16 protein-coding genes are annotated in these 14670 nt (G+C 70.9%); 12 read left to right on the plus strand and 4 right to left on the minus strand.

Going from position 1 to position 14670, the window contains the following annotated elements:
• Positions 1–112 precede the first annotated feature (112 nt).
• Entirely contained in the window at positions 113–625 is a 513-nt protein-coding gene (locus ACFRU2_RS21770; protein WP_382974425.1) for an HAD domain-containing protein, read from the minus strand.
• A gap of 85 nt (positions 626–710) precedes the next feature.
• On the opposite strand from ACFRU2_RS21770, the gene ACFRU2_RS21775 reads away from it, so the two are divergent.
• The 3 genes from ACFRU2_RS21775 (at position 711) to ACFRU2_RS21785 (ending at position 4351) form a co-directional block, all read left to right on the plus strand.
• Positions 711–1262: a TetR/AcrR family transcriptional regulator gene (locus ACFRU2_RS21775; RefSeq protein ID WP_382974428.1), complete on the plus strand. Its 552-nt coding sequence runs from the start codon at positions 711–713 to the stop codon at positions 1260–1262.
• A complete protein-coding gene (locus ACFRU2_RS21780) occupies positions 1259–2803 on the plus strand; it encodes an MFS transporter (protein WP_382974431.1) in 1545 nt (514 codons plus the stop codon). The genes ACFRU2_RS21775 and ACFRU2_RS21780 overlap by 4 nt, the downstream gene beginning before the upstream one ends.
• A gap of 69 nt (positions 2804–2872) precedes the next feature.
• Positions 2873–4351, plus strand: coding sequence for a membrane-associated oxidoreductase (locus tag ACFRU2_RS21785; protein WP_382974434.1), 1479 nt, complete (start codon positions 2873–2875; stop codon positions 4349–4351).
• A 16-nt stretch (positions 4352–4367) separates the two neighbouring features.
• On the opposite strand, the gene ACFRU2_RS21790 is transcribed toward ACFRU2_RS21785, so the two are convergent.
• Entirely contained in the window at positions 4368–4997 is a 630-nt protein-coding gene (locus tag ACFRU2_RS21790; RefSeq protein ID WP_250744673.1) for a 1-acyl-sn-glycerol-3-phosphate acyltransferase, read from the minus strand.
• A 306-nt stretch (positions 4998–5303) separates the two neighbouring features.
• Here ACFRU2_RS21790 and ACFRU2_RS21795 point away from each other — a divergent pair, with 306 nt between their 5' ends.
• The 3 genes from ACFRU2_RS21795 to ACFRU2_RS21805 all read left to right on the plus strand — a co-directional run bounded on the left by ACFRU2_RS21795 (position 5304) and on the right by ACFRU2_RS21805 (position 7647).
• The gene (locus tag ACFRU2_RS21795) at positions 5304–6491 is read left to right on the plus strand and encodes a glycerophosphodiester phosphodiesterase (RefSeq protein ID WP_382974437.1); all 1188 of its coding nucleotides are present in this window, start codon (positions 5304–5306) and stop codon (positions 6489–6491) included.
• An 87-nt stretch (positions 6492–6578) separates the two neighbouring features.
• A complete protein-coding gene (locus ACFRU2_RS21800; protein ID WP_382974439.1) occupies positions 6579–7103 on the plus strand; it encodes an RNA polymerase sigma factor in 525 nt (174 codons plus the stop codon).
• Between the two features lie 37 nt (positions 7104–7140).
• A complete protein-coding gene (locus ACFRU2_RS21805) occupies positions 7141–7647 on the plus strand; it encodes a GNAT family N-acetyltransferase (protein WP_382974442.1) in 507 nt (168 codons plus the stop codon).
• A 3-nt stretch (positions 7648–7650) separates the two neighbouring features.
• On the opposite strand, the gene ACFRU2_RS21810 is transcribed toward ACFRU2_RS21805, so the two are convergent.
• Both ACFRU2_RS21810 and ACFRU2_RS21815 read right to left on the minus strand, forming a co-directional pair.
• Positions 7651–8085: a hypothetical protein gene (locus ACFRU2_RS21810; RefSeq protein WP_274552766.1), complete on the minus strand. Its 435-nt coding sequence runs from the start codon at positions 8083–8085 to the stop codon at positions 7651–7653.
• Positions 8078–8446 (minus strand): hypothetical protein, encoded by a 369-nt coding sequence (locus ACFRU2_RS21815; protein ID WP_382974446.1) that lies wholly within the window; start codon positions 8444–8446, stop codon positions 8078–8080. Before ACFRU2_RS21815 ends, ACFRU2_RS21810 begins: the two co-directional genes overlap by 8 nt.
• 68 nt (positions 8447–8514) lie before the next feature.
• Here ACFRU2_RS21815 and ACFRU2_RS21820 point away from each other — a divergent pair, with 68 nt between their 5' ends.
• The 6 genes from ACFRU2_RS21820 (at position 8515) to cbiE (ending at position 14569) form a co-directional block, all read left to right on the plus strand.
• Positions 8515–9189 (plus strand): HAD-IA family hydrolase, encoded by a 675-nt coding sequence (locus ACFRU2_RS21820; RefSeq protein WP_382974449.1) that lies wholly within the window; start codon positions 8515–8517, stop codon positions 9187–9189.
• A 374-nt stretch (positions 9190–9563) separates the two neighbouring features.
• On the plus strand, positions 9564–10643 hold the full coding sequence (locus tag ACFRU2_RS21825) for a methionine ABC transporter ATP-binding protein (protein WP_382974452.1): 1080 nt from the start codon (positions 9564–9566) through the stop codon (positions 10641–10643).
• Positions 10640–11308: a methionine ABC transporter permease gene (locus ACFRU2_RS21830; protein WP_382974455.1), complete on the plus strand. Its 669-nt coding sequence runs from the start codon at positions 10640–10642 to the stop codon at positions 11306–11308. The genes ACFRU2_RS21825 and ACFRU2_RS21830 overlap by 4 nt, the downstream gene beginning before the upstream one ends.
• Before the next feature lie 100 nt (positions 11309–11408).
• Positions 11409–12272, plus strand: a complete 864-nt coding sequence (locus tag ACFRU2_RS21835; protein ID WP_382974458.1) for a MetQ/NlpA family ABC transporter substrate-binding protein — start codon at positions 11409–11411, stop codon at positions 12270–12272.
• A gap of 210 nt (positions 12273–12482) precedes the next feature.
• A complete protein-coding gene (locus ACFRU2_RS21840) occupies positions 12483–13244 on the plus strand; it encodes a GNAT family N-acetyltransferase (RefSeq protein WP_382974461.1) in 762 nt (253 codons plus the stop codon).
• 107 nt (positions 13245–13351) lie between these two features.
• A complete protein-coding gene (gene cbiE / locus ACFRU2_RS21845) occupies positions 13352–14569 on the plus strand; it encodes a precorrin-6y C5,15-methyltransferase (decarboxylating) subunit CbiE (protein ID WP_382974464.1) in 1218 nt (405 codons plus the stop codon).
• Positions 14570–14670: the final 101 nt, after the last annotated feature.

Genomic DNA, 14670 nt, shown 5'->3' on the forward strand with positions numbered 1-14670 from the left:
GGGGGGTGGGGGAAAGGGGGGGGGGGGGGGGGGAAAAAGGGGGGGGGGGGGGGGGGGGGGGGGGGGGGGGGGGTTTTCCCCCCCCCCCCCCCCCCCTCCGGCGTGTCCGGGATCAGGCCCAGTCCGCCAGCGCGTCGAAGTCGGACCGGACCAGCCCGATCCGCTCGTCGATCCGCAGGAGCAGCGCCTGCGCGGGGTGGCGCTGCTCCACGTACGCGCGGTCCATGTCCGTGATGTCGTCGTCGATCCAGGCGAAGGGCCGCTCGCCCGCGTACTCCAGGATGTACTGGGTCTTCCAGAACGTCCCGCGCGGTGCGCGCCCGTGCATCTGGGGCCAGTCGATCCAGGGCAGCTCCGGCAGGCCCAGGTGCGGGCCTATCCACTCGTTCGCCTCGCCCTTCCAGGTGGTGGCCCAGACGAGCTCGTACGCCTCCGCGAGCGCGAGCAGCTCCGTCCCGTGGTCCGGATTCAGCCAGACCCGCAGCGGCTTCGCGCTCTCGGCGCCGGTCCAGCCCGTCGGGCGCATCCGGTGCGTGCGGTAGCCCTCGGGGCGCCGCTGGGGCTTGGCCGCGTAGGGGTTCAGCGGTCCGTCCACGTCGATCAGCAGCAGTGGCTTCGGGTTCATCTCGGCAGGATTCCTCTCCGTGCCCGGAAGGGCACATCAATGATTGAATGAGACGACGACGTCTCATTTGGGTTATGCTTGTCTCATGGCCATGGATCGTGATCAGGTGCTCCGCGCCGCCGCCGCCCTGCTCTCCCGCAAATCGACCGCCACGATGGACGAGGTCGCGAGGGCAGCCGGGATCGGCCGCGCGACCCTCCACCGGCACTTCGCCGGGCGCGACGCCCTCGTACGGGCGCTCGAAGAGCTCGGCATCCGGGAGTTCGAGGTGGCCTTCGACAACGCCCGCCTCGACGAGGGCACGGCGATCGACGCGCTCCGCAGGCTCGTCGCCGAGGCGGAGCCCAACGCCGAGCTGCTGGCCTTCCTCGTCACCGAGAACCAGCTCTTCGAGGGGGACCAGGTCAACGAGGGCTGGGCCCGCCTCGACGCCCGCGTCGGCGACCTCTTCCGGCGCGGCCAGCGCGAGGGCGACATCCGGATCGACCTGAGCCCCGCCTGGCTCACCGAGGCCCTTTACAGCCTCATCGGCGCCTGCGCCTGGGCCGTCATGGACGGCCGGGTCGCGGCCAAGGACTTTCAGTACATGATCACCGAGTTGCTGCTCGGTGGCGCACGACGGAGTGTGGAGAAATGAGCAGAACCGAACAGCTGACGCAGGCGAAGGGGGCGGAGGGGAAGAAGCGAGGGCGCTGGCTCGCGCTCTCCGTGCTCGTGCTGGCCGTCCTGCTGGTCGCCGTCGACGCCACCGTACTCGGTCTCGCCACGCCCGCCCTGAGCGAGGACCTGAAGCCTACGGGCACCCAGCTCCTGTGGATCGGCGACATCTACTCCTTCGTCATCGCCGGCCTGCTCGTCTCCATGGGCTCCCTCGGCGACCGGATAGGCCGCAAGAAGCTCCTCCTCGTCGGCGCGACCGCCTTCGGCGCCGTCTCGGTCCTCAACGCCTACGCCACCAGCCCCGAGATGATGATCATCGCCCGGGCCCTGCTCGGCGTGGCCGGCGCGACCCTGATGCCCTCCACCCTCGCGCTGATCCGCAACATCTTCCACGACCCCAAGGAGCGCAGCCTCGCCATCGGCATCTGGGGCGCCACCGCCTCGGCCGGCGCGGCCGTCGGCCCGGTGGTCGGCGGAGCCCTGCTCCAGCACTTCTGGTGGGGCTCGGTCTTCCTGATCAACCTTCCCGTGATGATCGTCCTGGTCATCGTCGGCATCAAGCTGCTGCCCGAGTCCAAGAACCCGGTCGCCGGCCCCTGGGACCTGTTCAGCGTCGCCCTCTCCCTCGTCGGCATCATCGGCGTGGTCTACGCCGTCAAGCAGGTCGCCACCCACGGCATGGGCTGGGAGGTGTGGGTCGCCGCCGTCATCGGAGCGGGCGCGCTCTACACCTTCGTACGACGCCAGTTCGCGCTGACGTCCCCGCTCCTCGACATGCGGCTCTTCAAGCACCGCGGCTTCTCCGGCGCGGTCCTCGCCGACCTGCTCACCGTCTTCGGCCTGTCCGGACTGGTCTTCTTCCTCTCCCAGTTCCTCCAGCTGGTCCAGGGCCGCGACCCGCTCGAAGCGGGCCTCGCGGAACTGCCCGCCGCCATCGGCGCCGTGGTCACCGGCCTGGTCGCGGGCCGGTACGCCCGCAAGTACGGGGTGCGGGCCATCGTGAGCGGAGGCCTCGCCGCCATCGGCATCGCGCTGGCCGCGCTGACCGTGATCCACAAGGAGACCGGATATCCGCTGCTCGGCGCGGCCCTGCTCATCGTCGGCCTCGGCGCAGGCTTCTCCTTCACCGTCACCGCCGACGTGATCCTCTCCAGCGTCCCCAAGGAGCAGGCCGGTTCCGCCTCGGCCGTCTCCGAGACCGCCTACGAACTGGGCGCCGCCCTCGGCATCGCCCTGCTCGGCTCGGTCGTCACCGGCGTCTACCAGGGCTTCACCGCCCCGGCCTCCGTCAGCGGCCCCGTCGCCGACGCCGCCCACGAATCCCTCGGCGGCGCCGTCGAAGCGGCCAAGTCGCTGGACCCGCAGACCGCCGAGCAGATGGTCGGCGCCGCCCAGGAGGCCTTCGTGGACGGCCTGCGGCTGGCCTCCGGAGTGGGCGCGGCCGTCCTGCTGGCCACCGCGGTGGCCGCCTGGTTCCTGCTCAAGGGGCAGGAGCTCCAGGAGGGCATCGAGCACTGACGCCATGACAGGGACGGGCGCCCTGCGCGGAGTTGACAGTCCGTCGACGCGCGGGACACCATCCCGGCGATGGAGATCAACGACCTGACCCCGGCGGAGCGCCGCGTATGGGACGCCTTCCCCCGCGGGGAAGGCGTCGATTTCCGGGAGGACCGGGACGAGGAGGCCACCGACGGCGCCTCGTGGGGACCCGAGCGGACCGTGCGCGCCGAAGTCCTCGCCCACCTGCTGCTGCGCGGCGCGGTCCCGCTCGACGGACAGGTGCCCGGGCTGAACGTCCGGGGCGCCCGGATCACCGGCAAGCTCAACCTCAAGTACGCCGACATCGAGCACGCGATCCGGCTGCGGGCCTGCTGGTTCGAGCGCAAACCCCTCCTCTACGGGGCCCGGCTCAGGATCGTCTCACTGAGCGACTCGGCCCTGCCCGGCCTGACCGCCTCCACCGTCACCGTCGACATCGCACTGAAACTGTCCTGCTGCCGCATCACCGGGCCGGTGCGCCTCGCGGGTGCCCGGATAGCCGGCGGGCTCTTCCTGCGGAAGGCGGTCATCGGCATCGCGGGCCCGGCCGAGGAGGGCCAGGAGGCGGCGCTCCAGTTCAACCACGCCGACATCGGAACCGACGTCATCGCCATGGAGCTCACCGTCCACGGCCAGACCCGCATCAACGGCGCCACCGTCGGCGGCCAGATCAACTTCGACGACGCCCGGCTCCTCGCCCCCGGCGCGACCGCTCTGCACGCCGAGATCCTCACCGTCGGCACGGACCTGCGCGCCATGCGGCTGGAGGCCCGCGGCCGGGTCAACCTCACCGGCTCCCGGATACCGGGCCAGCTCAACCTCGCCTACGCCCGCCTCAGCAACCCCGGCGGGGTCGCCCTGCGCGCCTCCAGCTGTGTGGCCGGCGAGGTGTGGCTGCGCAACTGCCCGACGATCCAGGGCGGTGTGAACCTGCGCCGCTCCCAGTTCGACCTGCTCCACATCACGCCCGAGACCTGGCCGCCGCAGATCCGCATCGCGGGACTCGTCTACCGCGCCCTCAGCCCGCACGTTCCCGCCGAGCAGCGGCTGCCCGTGCTGGAGCGCGAGGAGTCGGGCTACCTTCCGCACGCCTACGAACAGCTCGCCACGGCCTACCGCACGGCGGGCGACGAGGCGGCGGCGCGGACCGTCCTGCTCGCCAAACTGCGGCGGCACCGCCGCACCCTGCCCCGGGCCGCCCGGGTCTGGGGCCTGCTCCAGGACGTCACCGTGGGCTACGGGTTCCGGCCACTGCGGGCCGCGGGCTGGCTGCTGGCGCTGCTGATCACGGGAACCGTCGCGTACGGGCTCCACCCGCCCCGGGAACTGAAACAGGGGGAGGCGCCGGACTTCAACCCGGTGTTCTACACGATCGACCTGATGCTGCCGATCATCGGCTTCGGGCAGGAGGCGCCGTTCGCGCCCGACGGCTGGTACCAGTGGCTGTCGTACCTGCTGATCGTGACCGGCTGGATCCTCGCCACGACGACCGCGGCGGGCGTCAGCCGGTCACTGCAACGGCAGTAGGCGGGCCGTCAGGCCGTCACGCGGCCTTGGCCTTGGTCGCGTACATGTCCACGTACTCCTGGCCGGAGAGCCGCATGACCTCGGCCATCACCGAGTCGGTGACGGCGCGCAGCACGTAGCGGTCGCGGTCCATGCCCTCGTACCGGGAGAACTCCATGGCCTCGCCGAACCGGACGGTGACCCGGCCCGGGCGCGGCATGCCGGCGCCGCCGGGCTGGAGCTTGTCGGTGCCGATCATCGCGAAGGGGACGACGGGCGCGCCGGTCATCAGGGTCAGGCGGGCGATGCCGGTGCGGCCCCGGTAGAGGCGGCCGTCGGGGGAGCGGGTGCCCTCGGGGTAGATGCCGAAGATCTTGCCCTCTTCGAGGATCCGGCGGCCGGTCATCAGGGCGGCGACTCCGCCGTTGGCCCCGTCGCGGTCCACGGGGATCATGCCGGCGCCGGTGAAGAACCAGGCCATCGCCCGCCCCTTGATCCCCTTGCCGGTCACGTACTCGTCCTTGCCGATGAAGTGGACCGTGCGGTCGCACACCAGCGGCAGGATCATCGAGTCGATGAAGGTGAGGTGGTTGCCCGCGAGGATCACCGGGCCGGTGCCCGGAATGTTCTCGATGCCCTCGACGCGGGTGCGGAACATCAGGCGCATGACGGGTCCGACAGTGGCTTTGATCAGGCGCGTACGGAACAACGTGGGCCCTCCGGCATCGAAAAGCTAGGGTTCTCGCACCCACCACGCGGCGGTAGTGCAGGTGAGGACGATACTCGCGGGTCCGCTCTGATCGCACATCGGGTTCACGAGGTGGATACGCAGTGTTGACGCACGTTTCCGCCACGTTCCGCCCGCGCACCCCCGCCCGCCACCGACGCTTGCCTACCATCGGCACGCGGATTCGGGCCGCAGGCCCCGGAGATCCCGGGACGCCCGGCCCTTGTCCGAGGGGGAGAGAGACTCATGACGCAGGGTGGGGCAGCACGGCGCACGGTACTGGGTGCGGCCGTCGTCGCGGCGGGCGGAGCCTTCGGCGGACTCGCGGCGGGCGGCGGTTCGGCCGCGGCGGCGGAGAGCGGTCACGGGGGAGGCCCGGGGGGCGGGCCGGGCGGCGGTTACCGGGACCTGCCGGTGCCGACGGTCATCGGCCACCGGGGAGCCAGCGGCTACCGGCCCGAGCACACGCTCGGCTCCTACCAGCTCGCGCTCGACCTCGGCGCCGACGTCGTCGAACAGGACCTCGTGCCCACCAAGGACGGCCACCTGGTGTGCCGCCACGAGAACGAGATCGGCGGCACGACGGACGTCGCCGACCATCTCGGCTTCGCGTCCCGCAAGACCACCAAGACGGTCGACGGGGTCGCGGTCACCGGCTGGTTCACCGAGGACTTCACCCTCGCCGAGCTGAAGACCCTGCGCGCCAAGGAACGCATCCCCGCCCTCCGGCAGCGCAACACCCTCTACGACGGCCGCTGGGACGTCCCCACCTTCGAAGAGGTGCTCCGCTGGGCCGACCGCGAGGGCCGCCGGCGCGGGAAGCGCGTGTGGCTGCACGTGGAGACCAAGCACCCCAGCTACTTCCGGGGCCTGGGCCTCGGGCTGGAGGAGCCCCTCGCCAAACTGCTGCGCCGCTACGGGCGCGACGGCCGGGGCGCCCCGCTCTTCCTGCAGTCCTTCGAACCCTCCAGCATCCAGCGGCTCTCCCGGCTGGTCTCCGCTCCGCGGGTGGTGCTCCTCTCGGCGGCGGGCACCCGCCCGTGGGACTTCGAGCTGGCCAAGGATCCGCGGACGGTCGCCGATCTGGTCAAGCCCGAGGGGCTCCGGTGGATCGCCGGCTTCGCCCAGGGCATCGGGCCGACCATGGACCTGATCCTTCCGCGCGACGCCGCGGGCAAGCTCGGTGCCCCGACCACCCTGGTCGCGGACGCCCACGCGCAGGGGCTGATCCTGCACCCCTACACCGCGCGCAACGAGAACAACTTCCTGCCGGCCGACTACCGCAAGGGCACCGACCCGACGGCGTACGGCGATGCCTTCGGCGCCTTCAAGGCCTACTTCGAACAGGGCATCGACGGCATCTTCACCGACCAGCCCGACACCGGGCTGCTCGCCGCGGAGGCCTTCCGTCCGGGCCGCGGGGACAAGGGCTAGGCGTCAACGCCTGACCGGAGCTTCTCGTACGAGTGGGCCGTGCCCGGCGGGGAAACCGCCCGGCACGGCCTTCGCGTCCCGCCCGGCATGGACCTGCTGAAGGCTGATCTTCCCGACCTGTTCGAAACGCTCCGCCCGCTGCTCGCGGCCGAGGCCGCCGCCGAGACCGCCGGCACCGGGGTGGACGCCGACGATGTGGAACAAGCCGTCTGGGTCAGGCTGCTGGAGCACCGGCGCATCCCCGCGGAACCCGCCGACTGGCTGCGCCGTGCGGTGCGCGGGGAGGCCCGGCGGGCGAGGCGCCGGGCCTCGCGCGAAGTCCCGTACGGCGCGGGGACCCGTACCAGCACGGGCGCGGAACCGGAAGACGCCCTCCTGCACGGCGAGGAGAACCGGGCCCTCCGATCGGCGGTCGCCCGATTGCCCGGAAGGTGTCCGGAGCTCATGAGGGCACTTCTTTCGCCCAGGGACCTCACTTACCGTGAAATCGCAGGAGAGTTGGGTATCTCACAAGGAAGTTTGGGGCCCGTCCGTTCCCGTTGCCTGGGATGTCTGCGCAGAATGCTGGCCGTAGAGGTTGCGGCTCCCGCCCTGCGGGGAATGGAGCGGTAGACCAAAAGGCCACCAGGTGAGCGGGAGGCATGCGCACATGGGCATGAGCGTGACCATTTCGGCGGCAACTGCCGAGGATGCCGAGCAGATCATCAAGCTGCAGTATCTGGCGTTCCAGAGCGAGGCCGAGCTGTACGGCAACTACCGCATCCAGCCGCTCACCCAGTCCCTGGACTCCCTCAAGGCCGAACTGGCCTCGGACACCGTTCTGGTGGCCCGGCTCGGCGAGGAGATCGTCGGCGCCGTGCGCGGAACCGTCGACGAAGAGGGCACCGGCAAGATCGCCAAGCTCTGCGTGCACCCCCGGCTCCAGGGCCACGGCCTCGGCGCCCGGCTGCTGAACGCGGTCGAGGCGGCCCTGTCCGGCAACGACGCGACCACCCGCTTCCGGCTGCACACCGGCCACAAGAGCGAGTCGAACCTGCGGCTCTACCGCAAGGCCGGCTACACCCAGGTCGGCGGGCGCACCGCGTCCGACGGCGTCCGTCTGGTGATCCTGGAGAAGGAGGCCAAGGAGGCCACCGACTTCGCGGTCAGCGCCTGACGCCTAGCGCTTCGCCCTGAGCCAGAGCATCCCGGTGATCGGCAGGATCACCGGGATGAACAGGTAACCCATCCCGAAGTCCGACCACACGGTCGCGTCGGGGAAGGCCTCGGGCCGGGCCAGGGTCCAGGTGCCCACGACGAGTACGCCGGCCAGCTCGGCGGCGCAGCAGATGCGCGCCGCCTTGCGGGCCGTCTCCCCGCCGCGCACGAGCGAGTACGTGATGAAGGCGTAGACGAGCGCGGCCACGGCCGACAGCGAGTACGCGAGCGGGGCCCGGTCGAACTCGGTGGAGATCTGGTAGATCGAGCGCGAGACCGCGCCGACGGTGATCACTCCGTAGAACCAGACCAGCAGCACCCCTGGCCCGGTCACCAGGCGCTTGCGCCCGGCCGGCGGGGTGGCGGCGGCTGTGGCGTCCGTGTCGGTATCAGGCACCGGTGTTTCCCCAGATGTCGTAGAGCCGTACTTCGAGCACGGCGAGGACGACCGCTCCCGCGGCCACCGTCACGGAACCCCATTTGCTCCGCTCGCTCAGCGAGAGCAACCCCGCCGCCGGGATGGTCGCGAAGGCGCCCAGCAGATAGGACACGAAGAGCACCGTGCCCTGGCCGGGCTTCTCGCCCCGGCCGAGCTGGACCAGGCCGATCACCAGCTGGGCCAGGACCAGGACGGCCACCACGGCCATGCCGATGAAGTGCCAGTCCTTGGTCGGCTGGTCCCGCCAGGCGGCGAAGCCGCACCAGGCGGCGAGGGCGAGTGCGGCCACGCCGATGGCGACCGTCAGGGCGGTGAGCATGCAGCGAGGGTATTACGGGCCGAAAGACCCGATGCGCTCACCCCTGCCCCGGGGCTTTCCTTGAAGACATGAAGCTGCTGCACGGGAAGCTCGGCCCGCAATTCGACGCGCTGCTGTTCGACAACGACGGCACGCTCATCTCCTCGATGGAATCGGTGCACCGCTGCTGGACCCGCTGGGCCCGGGAGTACGGGATCACCGACGAGGACTTCGCCGCGGTGGAACTCCACGGCCGCCCGGCCGCGGAGATCATCGCCGACCTCCTGCCCGAGGACGTACGGGCCGGGGCGCTCGCCCGGATCGAGGTGCTGGAGACCGAGGACGTGGCGGGCGGCGTGGTGCTGCTCCCCGGCACCAAGGAGCTGCTGTCGGCCCTTCCCGTCGGCCGCTGGGCCGTGGTCACCTCCGCGACCCGGCCGCTGGCCGAGGCCCGGCTGCGGGAGGTCGGCGTCGACTTCCCGGAGATGGTGGCCGCCGACGACATCACCCGGGGCAAGCCCGACCCGGAGCCCTTCCTGCTGGCGGCCGCCCGGCTCGGGGTGGACCCGGCCCGCTGCGTCGTCTTCGAGGACGCCCCCGCCGGCCTGGCCGCGGGCCGCGCGGCCGGGATGACCACCGTGGCCTTGACCACAACGCACCCGGTCGCCGAGCTCGAGGCGGACGTGGTCGTACGGGACCTCTCGGCCGTGTCCGTGCTGGTCGGAGCCGATGGCGTGAGGATCGAGACGGACGATCGGCCCTGACCGGTGTTGTCCGCTATGCGGCCGAAATCCGTCCGCTATTCGGACGCCTTTGATCGGTGACGGGGAACGTCTGGTTTACTGGGCCCATGACCACGACGAGCAGCCGCACCCTTGCGACCGAGGCGACGATGACGCCCGGTGCTCGTTGTATGTGTCGAATGCGCGCCTTCTGAGGGCCCCTGCCCCAGGTCTCACGCCCCGAAGCGAGACCGGCCGAGCAGCTCCCGGCACCCCTGTGTGAACCCGGAACGCTCCTGCCCCGCGCATGCGCCGAAGCCGTCGATTTCTGATGGTTCACCCCGTATCGCGTCCCCAGATGTTTGCCCCGTGCCCGGCACCCGCTGCGCCGCGCACTCGACAGCGACGGAAATCCTGTGATCACCACATCGGGCCTCACGAAGGTCTACCAGTCCCGTGGCCGCGAGGTCACCGCCCTGGACGGCGTCGACCTGCACGTCCGCGAGGGCGAGGTCTACGGAGTCATCGGCCAGAGCGGCGCCGGAAAGTCCTCCCTGATCCGCTGCGTGAACCTGCTCGAGCGCCCCACCGCCGGCACCGTGTCCGTGGACGGGGTCGACCTCACCGCCCTCGCCGGCCGGGGCCGCCGCGCCGGCAAGGAGCTCCGCGAGGCCCGCAGCCGCATCGGCATGGTCTTCCAGCACTTCAACCTGCTGTCCTCGCGCACCGTCCAGGGCAACATCGAGCTGCCCCTGGAGATCCTCGGGATCTCCGGCCGCGAGCGCTCCCGCAAGGCCGCCGAACTGCTCGACCTCGTCGGCCTCGCCGACAAGGCCAAGTCCTACCCCGGTCAGCTCTCCGGCGGACAGAAGCAGCGCGTCGGCATCGCCCGCGCCCTGGCGGGCGACCCCAAGGTGCTGCTCTCCGACGAGGCCACCAGCGCCCTGGACCCCGAGACCACCCGCCAGATCCTCCAGCTGCTGCGCGACCTCAACCGCCGGCTGGGCCTGACCGTCCTGCTCATCACGCACGAGATGGACGTGGTCAAGTCCGTCTGCGACTCGGCCGCACTCATGAAGGGGGGCCGGATCATCGAAGCCGGTACCGTCACCGAGCTGCTGGCCACCCCCGGCTCCGAGCTCGCCCACGAACTGTTCCCGCTGACCGGGTCCGCGACCACCGCGGAGCACACGGTCATCGACGTCACCTTCCACGGCGAGACCGCGACCCAGCCGGTCATCTCCCAGCTGGCACGCACCTACAACATCGACATATCGATCCTCGGCGCCGCGATGGACACCGTCGCGGGCCGGCAGATCGGCCGCATGCGCATCGAGCTGCCCGGGCGCTACGAGGACAACGTCGTACCCGTCGGCTTCCTGCGCGAGCAGGGCCTGCAGGTGGACGTCGTGGAAGCGGATGGGGACGTGGACGCAGCCGTGGTCGGGGACGTCGACGGCGAACTGGCCGAGCTGGTCAAGGACGGTGCGAAGTGACCTGGTCCGAAATGCAGCCGCTGCTCACGCAGGGCACCTTCGACACCCTCTACATGGTGTTGTGGTCCGCCCTGGTGACCATCCTGGGCGGACTGCCCATCGGCATCCTGCTCGTCCTGACCGACAAGGGCGGCCTGCTCCAGAACCGCGCGGTCAACAAGATCCTCGGCGTGATCGTGAACATGGGCCGCTCGCTGCCGTTCATCATCCTGCTGATCTTCCTGATCCCGGTCACCACGGCGATCGTCGGCACGTTCATCGGCCCCACGGCCATGATCGTCCCGCTCGCCATCGGCGCCATCCCCTTCTTCGCACGGCTCGTCGAGACCGCCGTCCGCGAGGTGGACCACGGCCTGATCGAGGCCGTCGAGTCCATGGGCGGCGGCATTCCGACCCTCGTCGGCAAGGTGCTCCTCCCGCAGGCGCTGCCCTCGCTGATCGCGGCCGTCACCACCACCGTGATCACGCTGATCGGCTACTCGGCCATGGCCGGCGCGGTCGGCGGAGAAGGTCTCGGCTCCAAGGCCATCACGTACGGATTCCAGCGCTTCGAGACCGGCTTCATGATCGCGACCGTCGTGGTGCTGATCGTGCTCGTCACGGTGATCCAGCTCATCGGCGACGGCGTGGTACGCCTCCTCGCCCGGCGCGGTCGGACAGCCTGAACCGGCCTGAGCCGGACATAAACCAACTTTCCCCAAGAAAGCCCGCACTTGTCGTGCTTGGGCCGTCATCCATAAGCAAGACGCAAGAAAGGCACTCTTCGTGCGCAAGAACATCAAGCTCACCGCCCTCGCCGCCACCGTCTCGGCGCTCGCCCTCGGTCTCACCGCCTGCGGCAGCTCCTCGGACCCGTCCTCCACCAAGGCCGACGGCGGCAAGACCGACGAGAGCAAGCCCCTGGTCGTCGCGGCGTCCCCCTCCCCGCACGCCGACATCCTGAAGTTCGTCCAGGACAACCTCGCGGCCAAGGCGGGCCTCAAGCTGGAGGTGAAGGAGTTCACGGACTACGTCCTGCCGAACACCGCCACCCAGCAGGGCCAGGTCGACGCCAACTACTTCCAGCACGTGCCGTACCTCGACGACTTCAACAAGAAGAACGGCACCGACATCGTGCCCGTCGTGAACGTGCACCTGGAGCCCCTGGGCCTGTACTCAAAGAAGGTCAAGGCCCTCACGGACATCAAGGCCGGCCAGACCATCGCCGTCCCGAACGACCCCACCAACGAGGGCCGCGCGCTCCAGCTGCTCGCCGCGAACAAGCTCATCACCCTCAAGGAGGGTGTCGGCACCGCCGCCAAGCTGTCCGACATCACCGACAAGAAGGGCCTGGAGTTCAAGGAGCTGGAGGCCGCCACGGTCCCGCGCGCCCTGAACGACGTGGACGCCGCCGTCATCAACGGCAACTACGCCATCGAGGCCAAGCTCGTCCCGGCCAAGGACGCGCTCGTCCTGGAGAAGGCCGAGGGCAACCCGTACGCCAACATCCTCGCGGTCAAGAAGGGCAACGAGAACGACCCGCGGATCCAGAAGCTCGCCAAGCTCCTGAACTCCGACGAGGTCAAGAAGTTCATCGACGACAAGTACCAGGGCTCGGTCATCCCGGCCTTCGGCAAGCCGGCCGCCTAGATCAGGCCGGCCCGGCCCCGTACACCCCACCGGTGTACGGGGCCTGCTGCTGCCCGCTTCCGGGCAGCCCGGCCCTGCACATCACCAGGCCGATGCTGCATGCTGTGGCCTACGACCCGCGGCTGCGGACCGCATGCCCCGCGCATACCGTCCCGCGCCACGGTCGCCTCGCATCACGGTCGCACCACGGTCTCAGGCTTGGAGCTGCGCATGACTACCACCTTCCCGGACGTCACCATCAGCACGGACCGGCTGGTGCTGCGCCCCTTCGAGGAAGAAGACGTCACCGCGCTCGCCGAGATGATGAACGACGAGCACGTCACCGCCTGGACCTCCGTCCCCCACCCCTATACCTACGCCGACGCGGTCACCTGGGCCACGAAGACCGCCCACGCGGAGCGCACCGAGGGCCGCGGCATCGTCTTCGCCGTCACCGAGTTCCTCACCCACCGGCTCGTCGGCATCGTGCACCTCCAGGACACCGACTGGCGCACCCGCACCACCGAGGTCGGCTACGTCACCGCCCCCTGGGCCCGCGGCGAGGGCTACGCCAGCGAGTCCGTCCGCGCCGTGGCCCGCTGGCTCTTCACCGACCAGCGCTTCGAACGCCTCGAACTGCGCACCGCCGCCGACAACACGGCCTCGCAGCAAGTGGCCCAGAAGACCGGTTGCATCAGTGAAGGCGTCCTGCGCAACGCCTGCATAGTGCGCACCCAGAACCCCGACGGCTCCTGGTCCGACACCCGCAGCGACCTCATCGTCTGGGGCCTGGTCCCCGAGGACCTCGACGAGGACGCCGACGGCTATGGCGACTACTCCGACGGCTACTCCGACACCTACGGGGACGGCTATTCGGACGGCTACTCCGTGGGCTACGCGGACCCCCGCGCCGACGCACGCGACGGCCACCGGATCCCGAGCGCCAACGCGAACGACGCGAACGGCTACGCCCTCTTCTCGGACCGGAACTGACCGGATGACCGGGTAGTCTCACGAAGCCCGACCCCCCTCGACGAAGCTTCGCCCTGCCCCGGCCACCGCCGGGAAGGGCCCCCTCCCACACCAGGAGACTGACGACGATGGCCGACCGGGTCACGGTGATCGGCTGGGACGGCTCCCCCCTGACCGCGGCAGCCCGGTCGGCGCTCTCCGCCGCCACCCTGGTGGCCGGCGCCGCCCACCACCTCGCACTCCCCGAAATCCCGCCCACGGCCGAACGCGTGCGCCTGGGCAGCCTGCCCCTCGCCGCCCGCCGGATCGCCGGCCACCGCGGCACCGCCGTCGTCCTCGCCGACGGGGACCCCGGCTTCTTCGGCGTCGTACGGACCCTGCGGGCCCCGGAACACGGCCTGGAGGTGGAGGTCGTACCGGCCGTCTCCGCCGTCGCCGCCGCCTTCGCCCGCGCCGGAATGCCCTGGGACGACGCCCAGGTCGTCGTCGCCCACCGCCGCACCCTGCGCCGCGCCGTCAACGTCTGCCGCGCCCACTCCAAGGTCGCCGTCATCACCTCGCCCGGCGCCGGCCCCGCCGAACTCGCCCTGCTGCTCGAAGGCGTCCACCGCACCTTCGTCATCTGCGAGGAACTCGGCACCGACAAGGAACAGGTCACGGTCCTCACCTCCGACAAGGCCGCCGACCACAGCTGGCGCGACCCCAACGTGGTCATCGTCATCGGCGGTACGGGACCGGCCGCGACCGCCGCCGAACCGGCCTGGCTGCTCGGCCGCAGCACGGCACCGGCCGGCGGACGGGGCTGGGCCCACCCGCAGATCGACGTGGGAGAAGGGGAGTCCACGCAGCTGCGCGCGGCCCAGCTCGCCCGGCTCGGCCCGCGCACCGGAGACCTCGTCTGGGACATCGGCTCGGGCTCCGGAGCCCTCGCCGTGGACGCCGCCGCCCTCGGCGCCGCCGTCATCGCCGTCGACGCCGACCGTCAGGCCTGCGCACGCACGACCGCCGCCGCCCGAGCCCGGGGCGTACAGCTCCAGGTCGTCAACGGCCGCGCCCCGCACGTCCTGGAGACCCTGCCCGAACCCGACGTCGTCCGCGTCGGCGGCGGCGGAGCCCCGGTCGTCGCCGCCGTCGCCGACCGTCGTCCCGAACGGATCGTCAGCCACGCCTCCACGCGCGACGAGGCGGAGGCCATCGGCCGGGTCCTGGCCGAGGGCGGGTACGCCGTCGAGTGCGCGCTGCTCCAGTCCGTCGGCCTGGACACCCGGACGTGGACCGAACAACAGCGCTCCGTGGTGTTCCTGCTGGCCGCCGAACGCCCCGTTCACCGCCCGGACCGTACCTAGCCGCGAGCCCGGGGTAGGCTGGCCGATCGTCACACCGCCCGGACGATTCGGGCACGCGGCTCCGGCTGGACGCGCGACGTGGCGCAGTCCACAGAGGACCG

It is taken from the genome of Streptomyces sp. NPDC056883, assembly GCF_042788835.1.
GTDB classification, from domain to species: domain Bacteria; phylum Actinomycetota; class Actinomycetes; order Streptomycetales; family Streptomycetaceae; genus Streptomyces; species Streptomyces stoeckheimensis.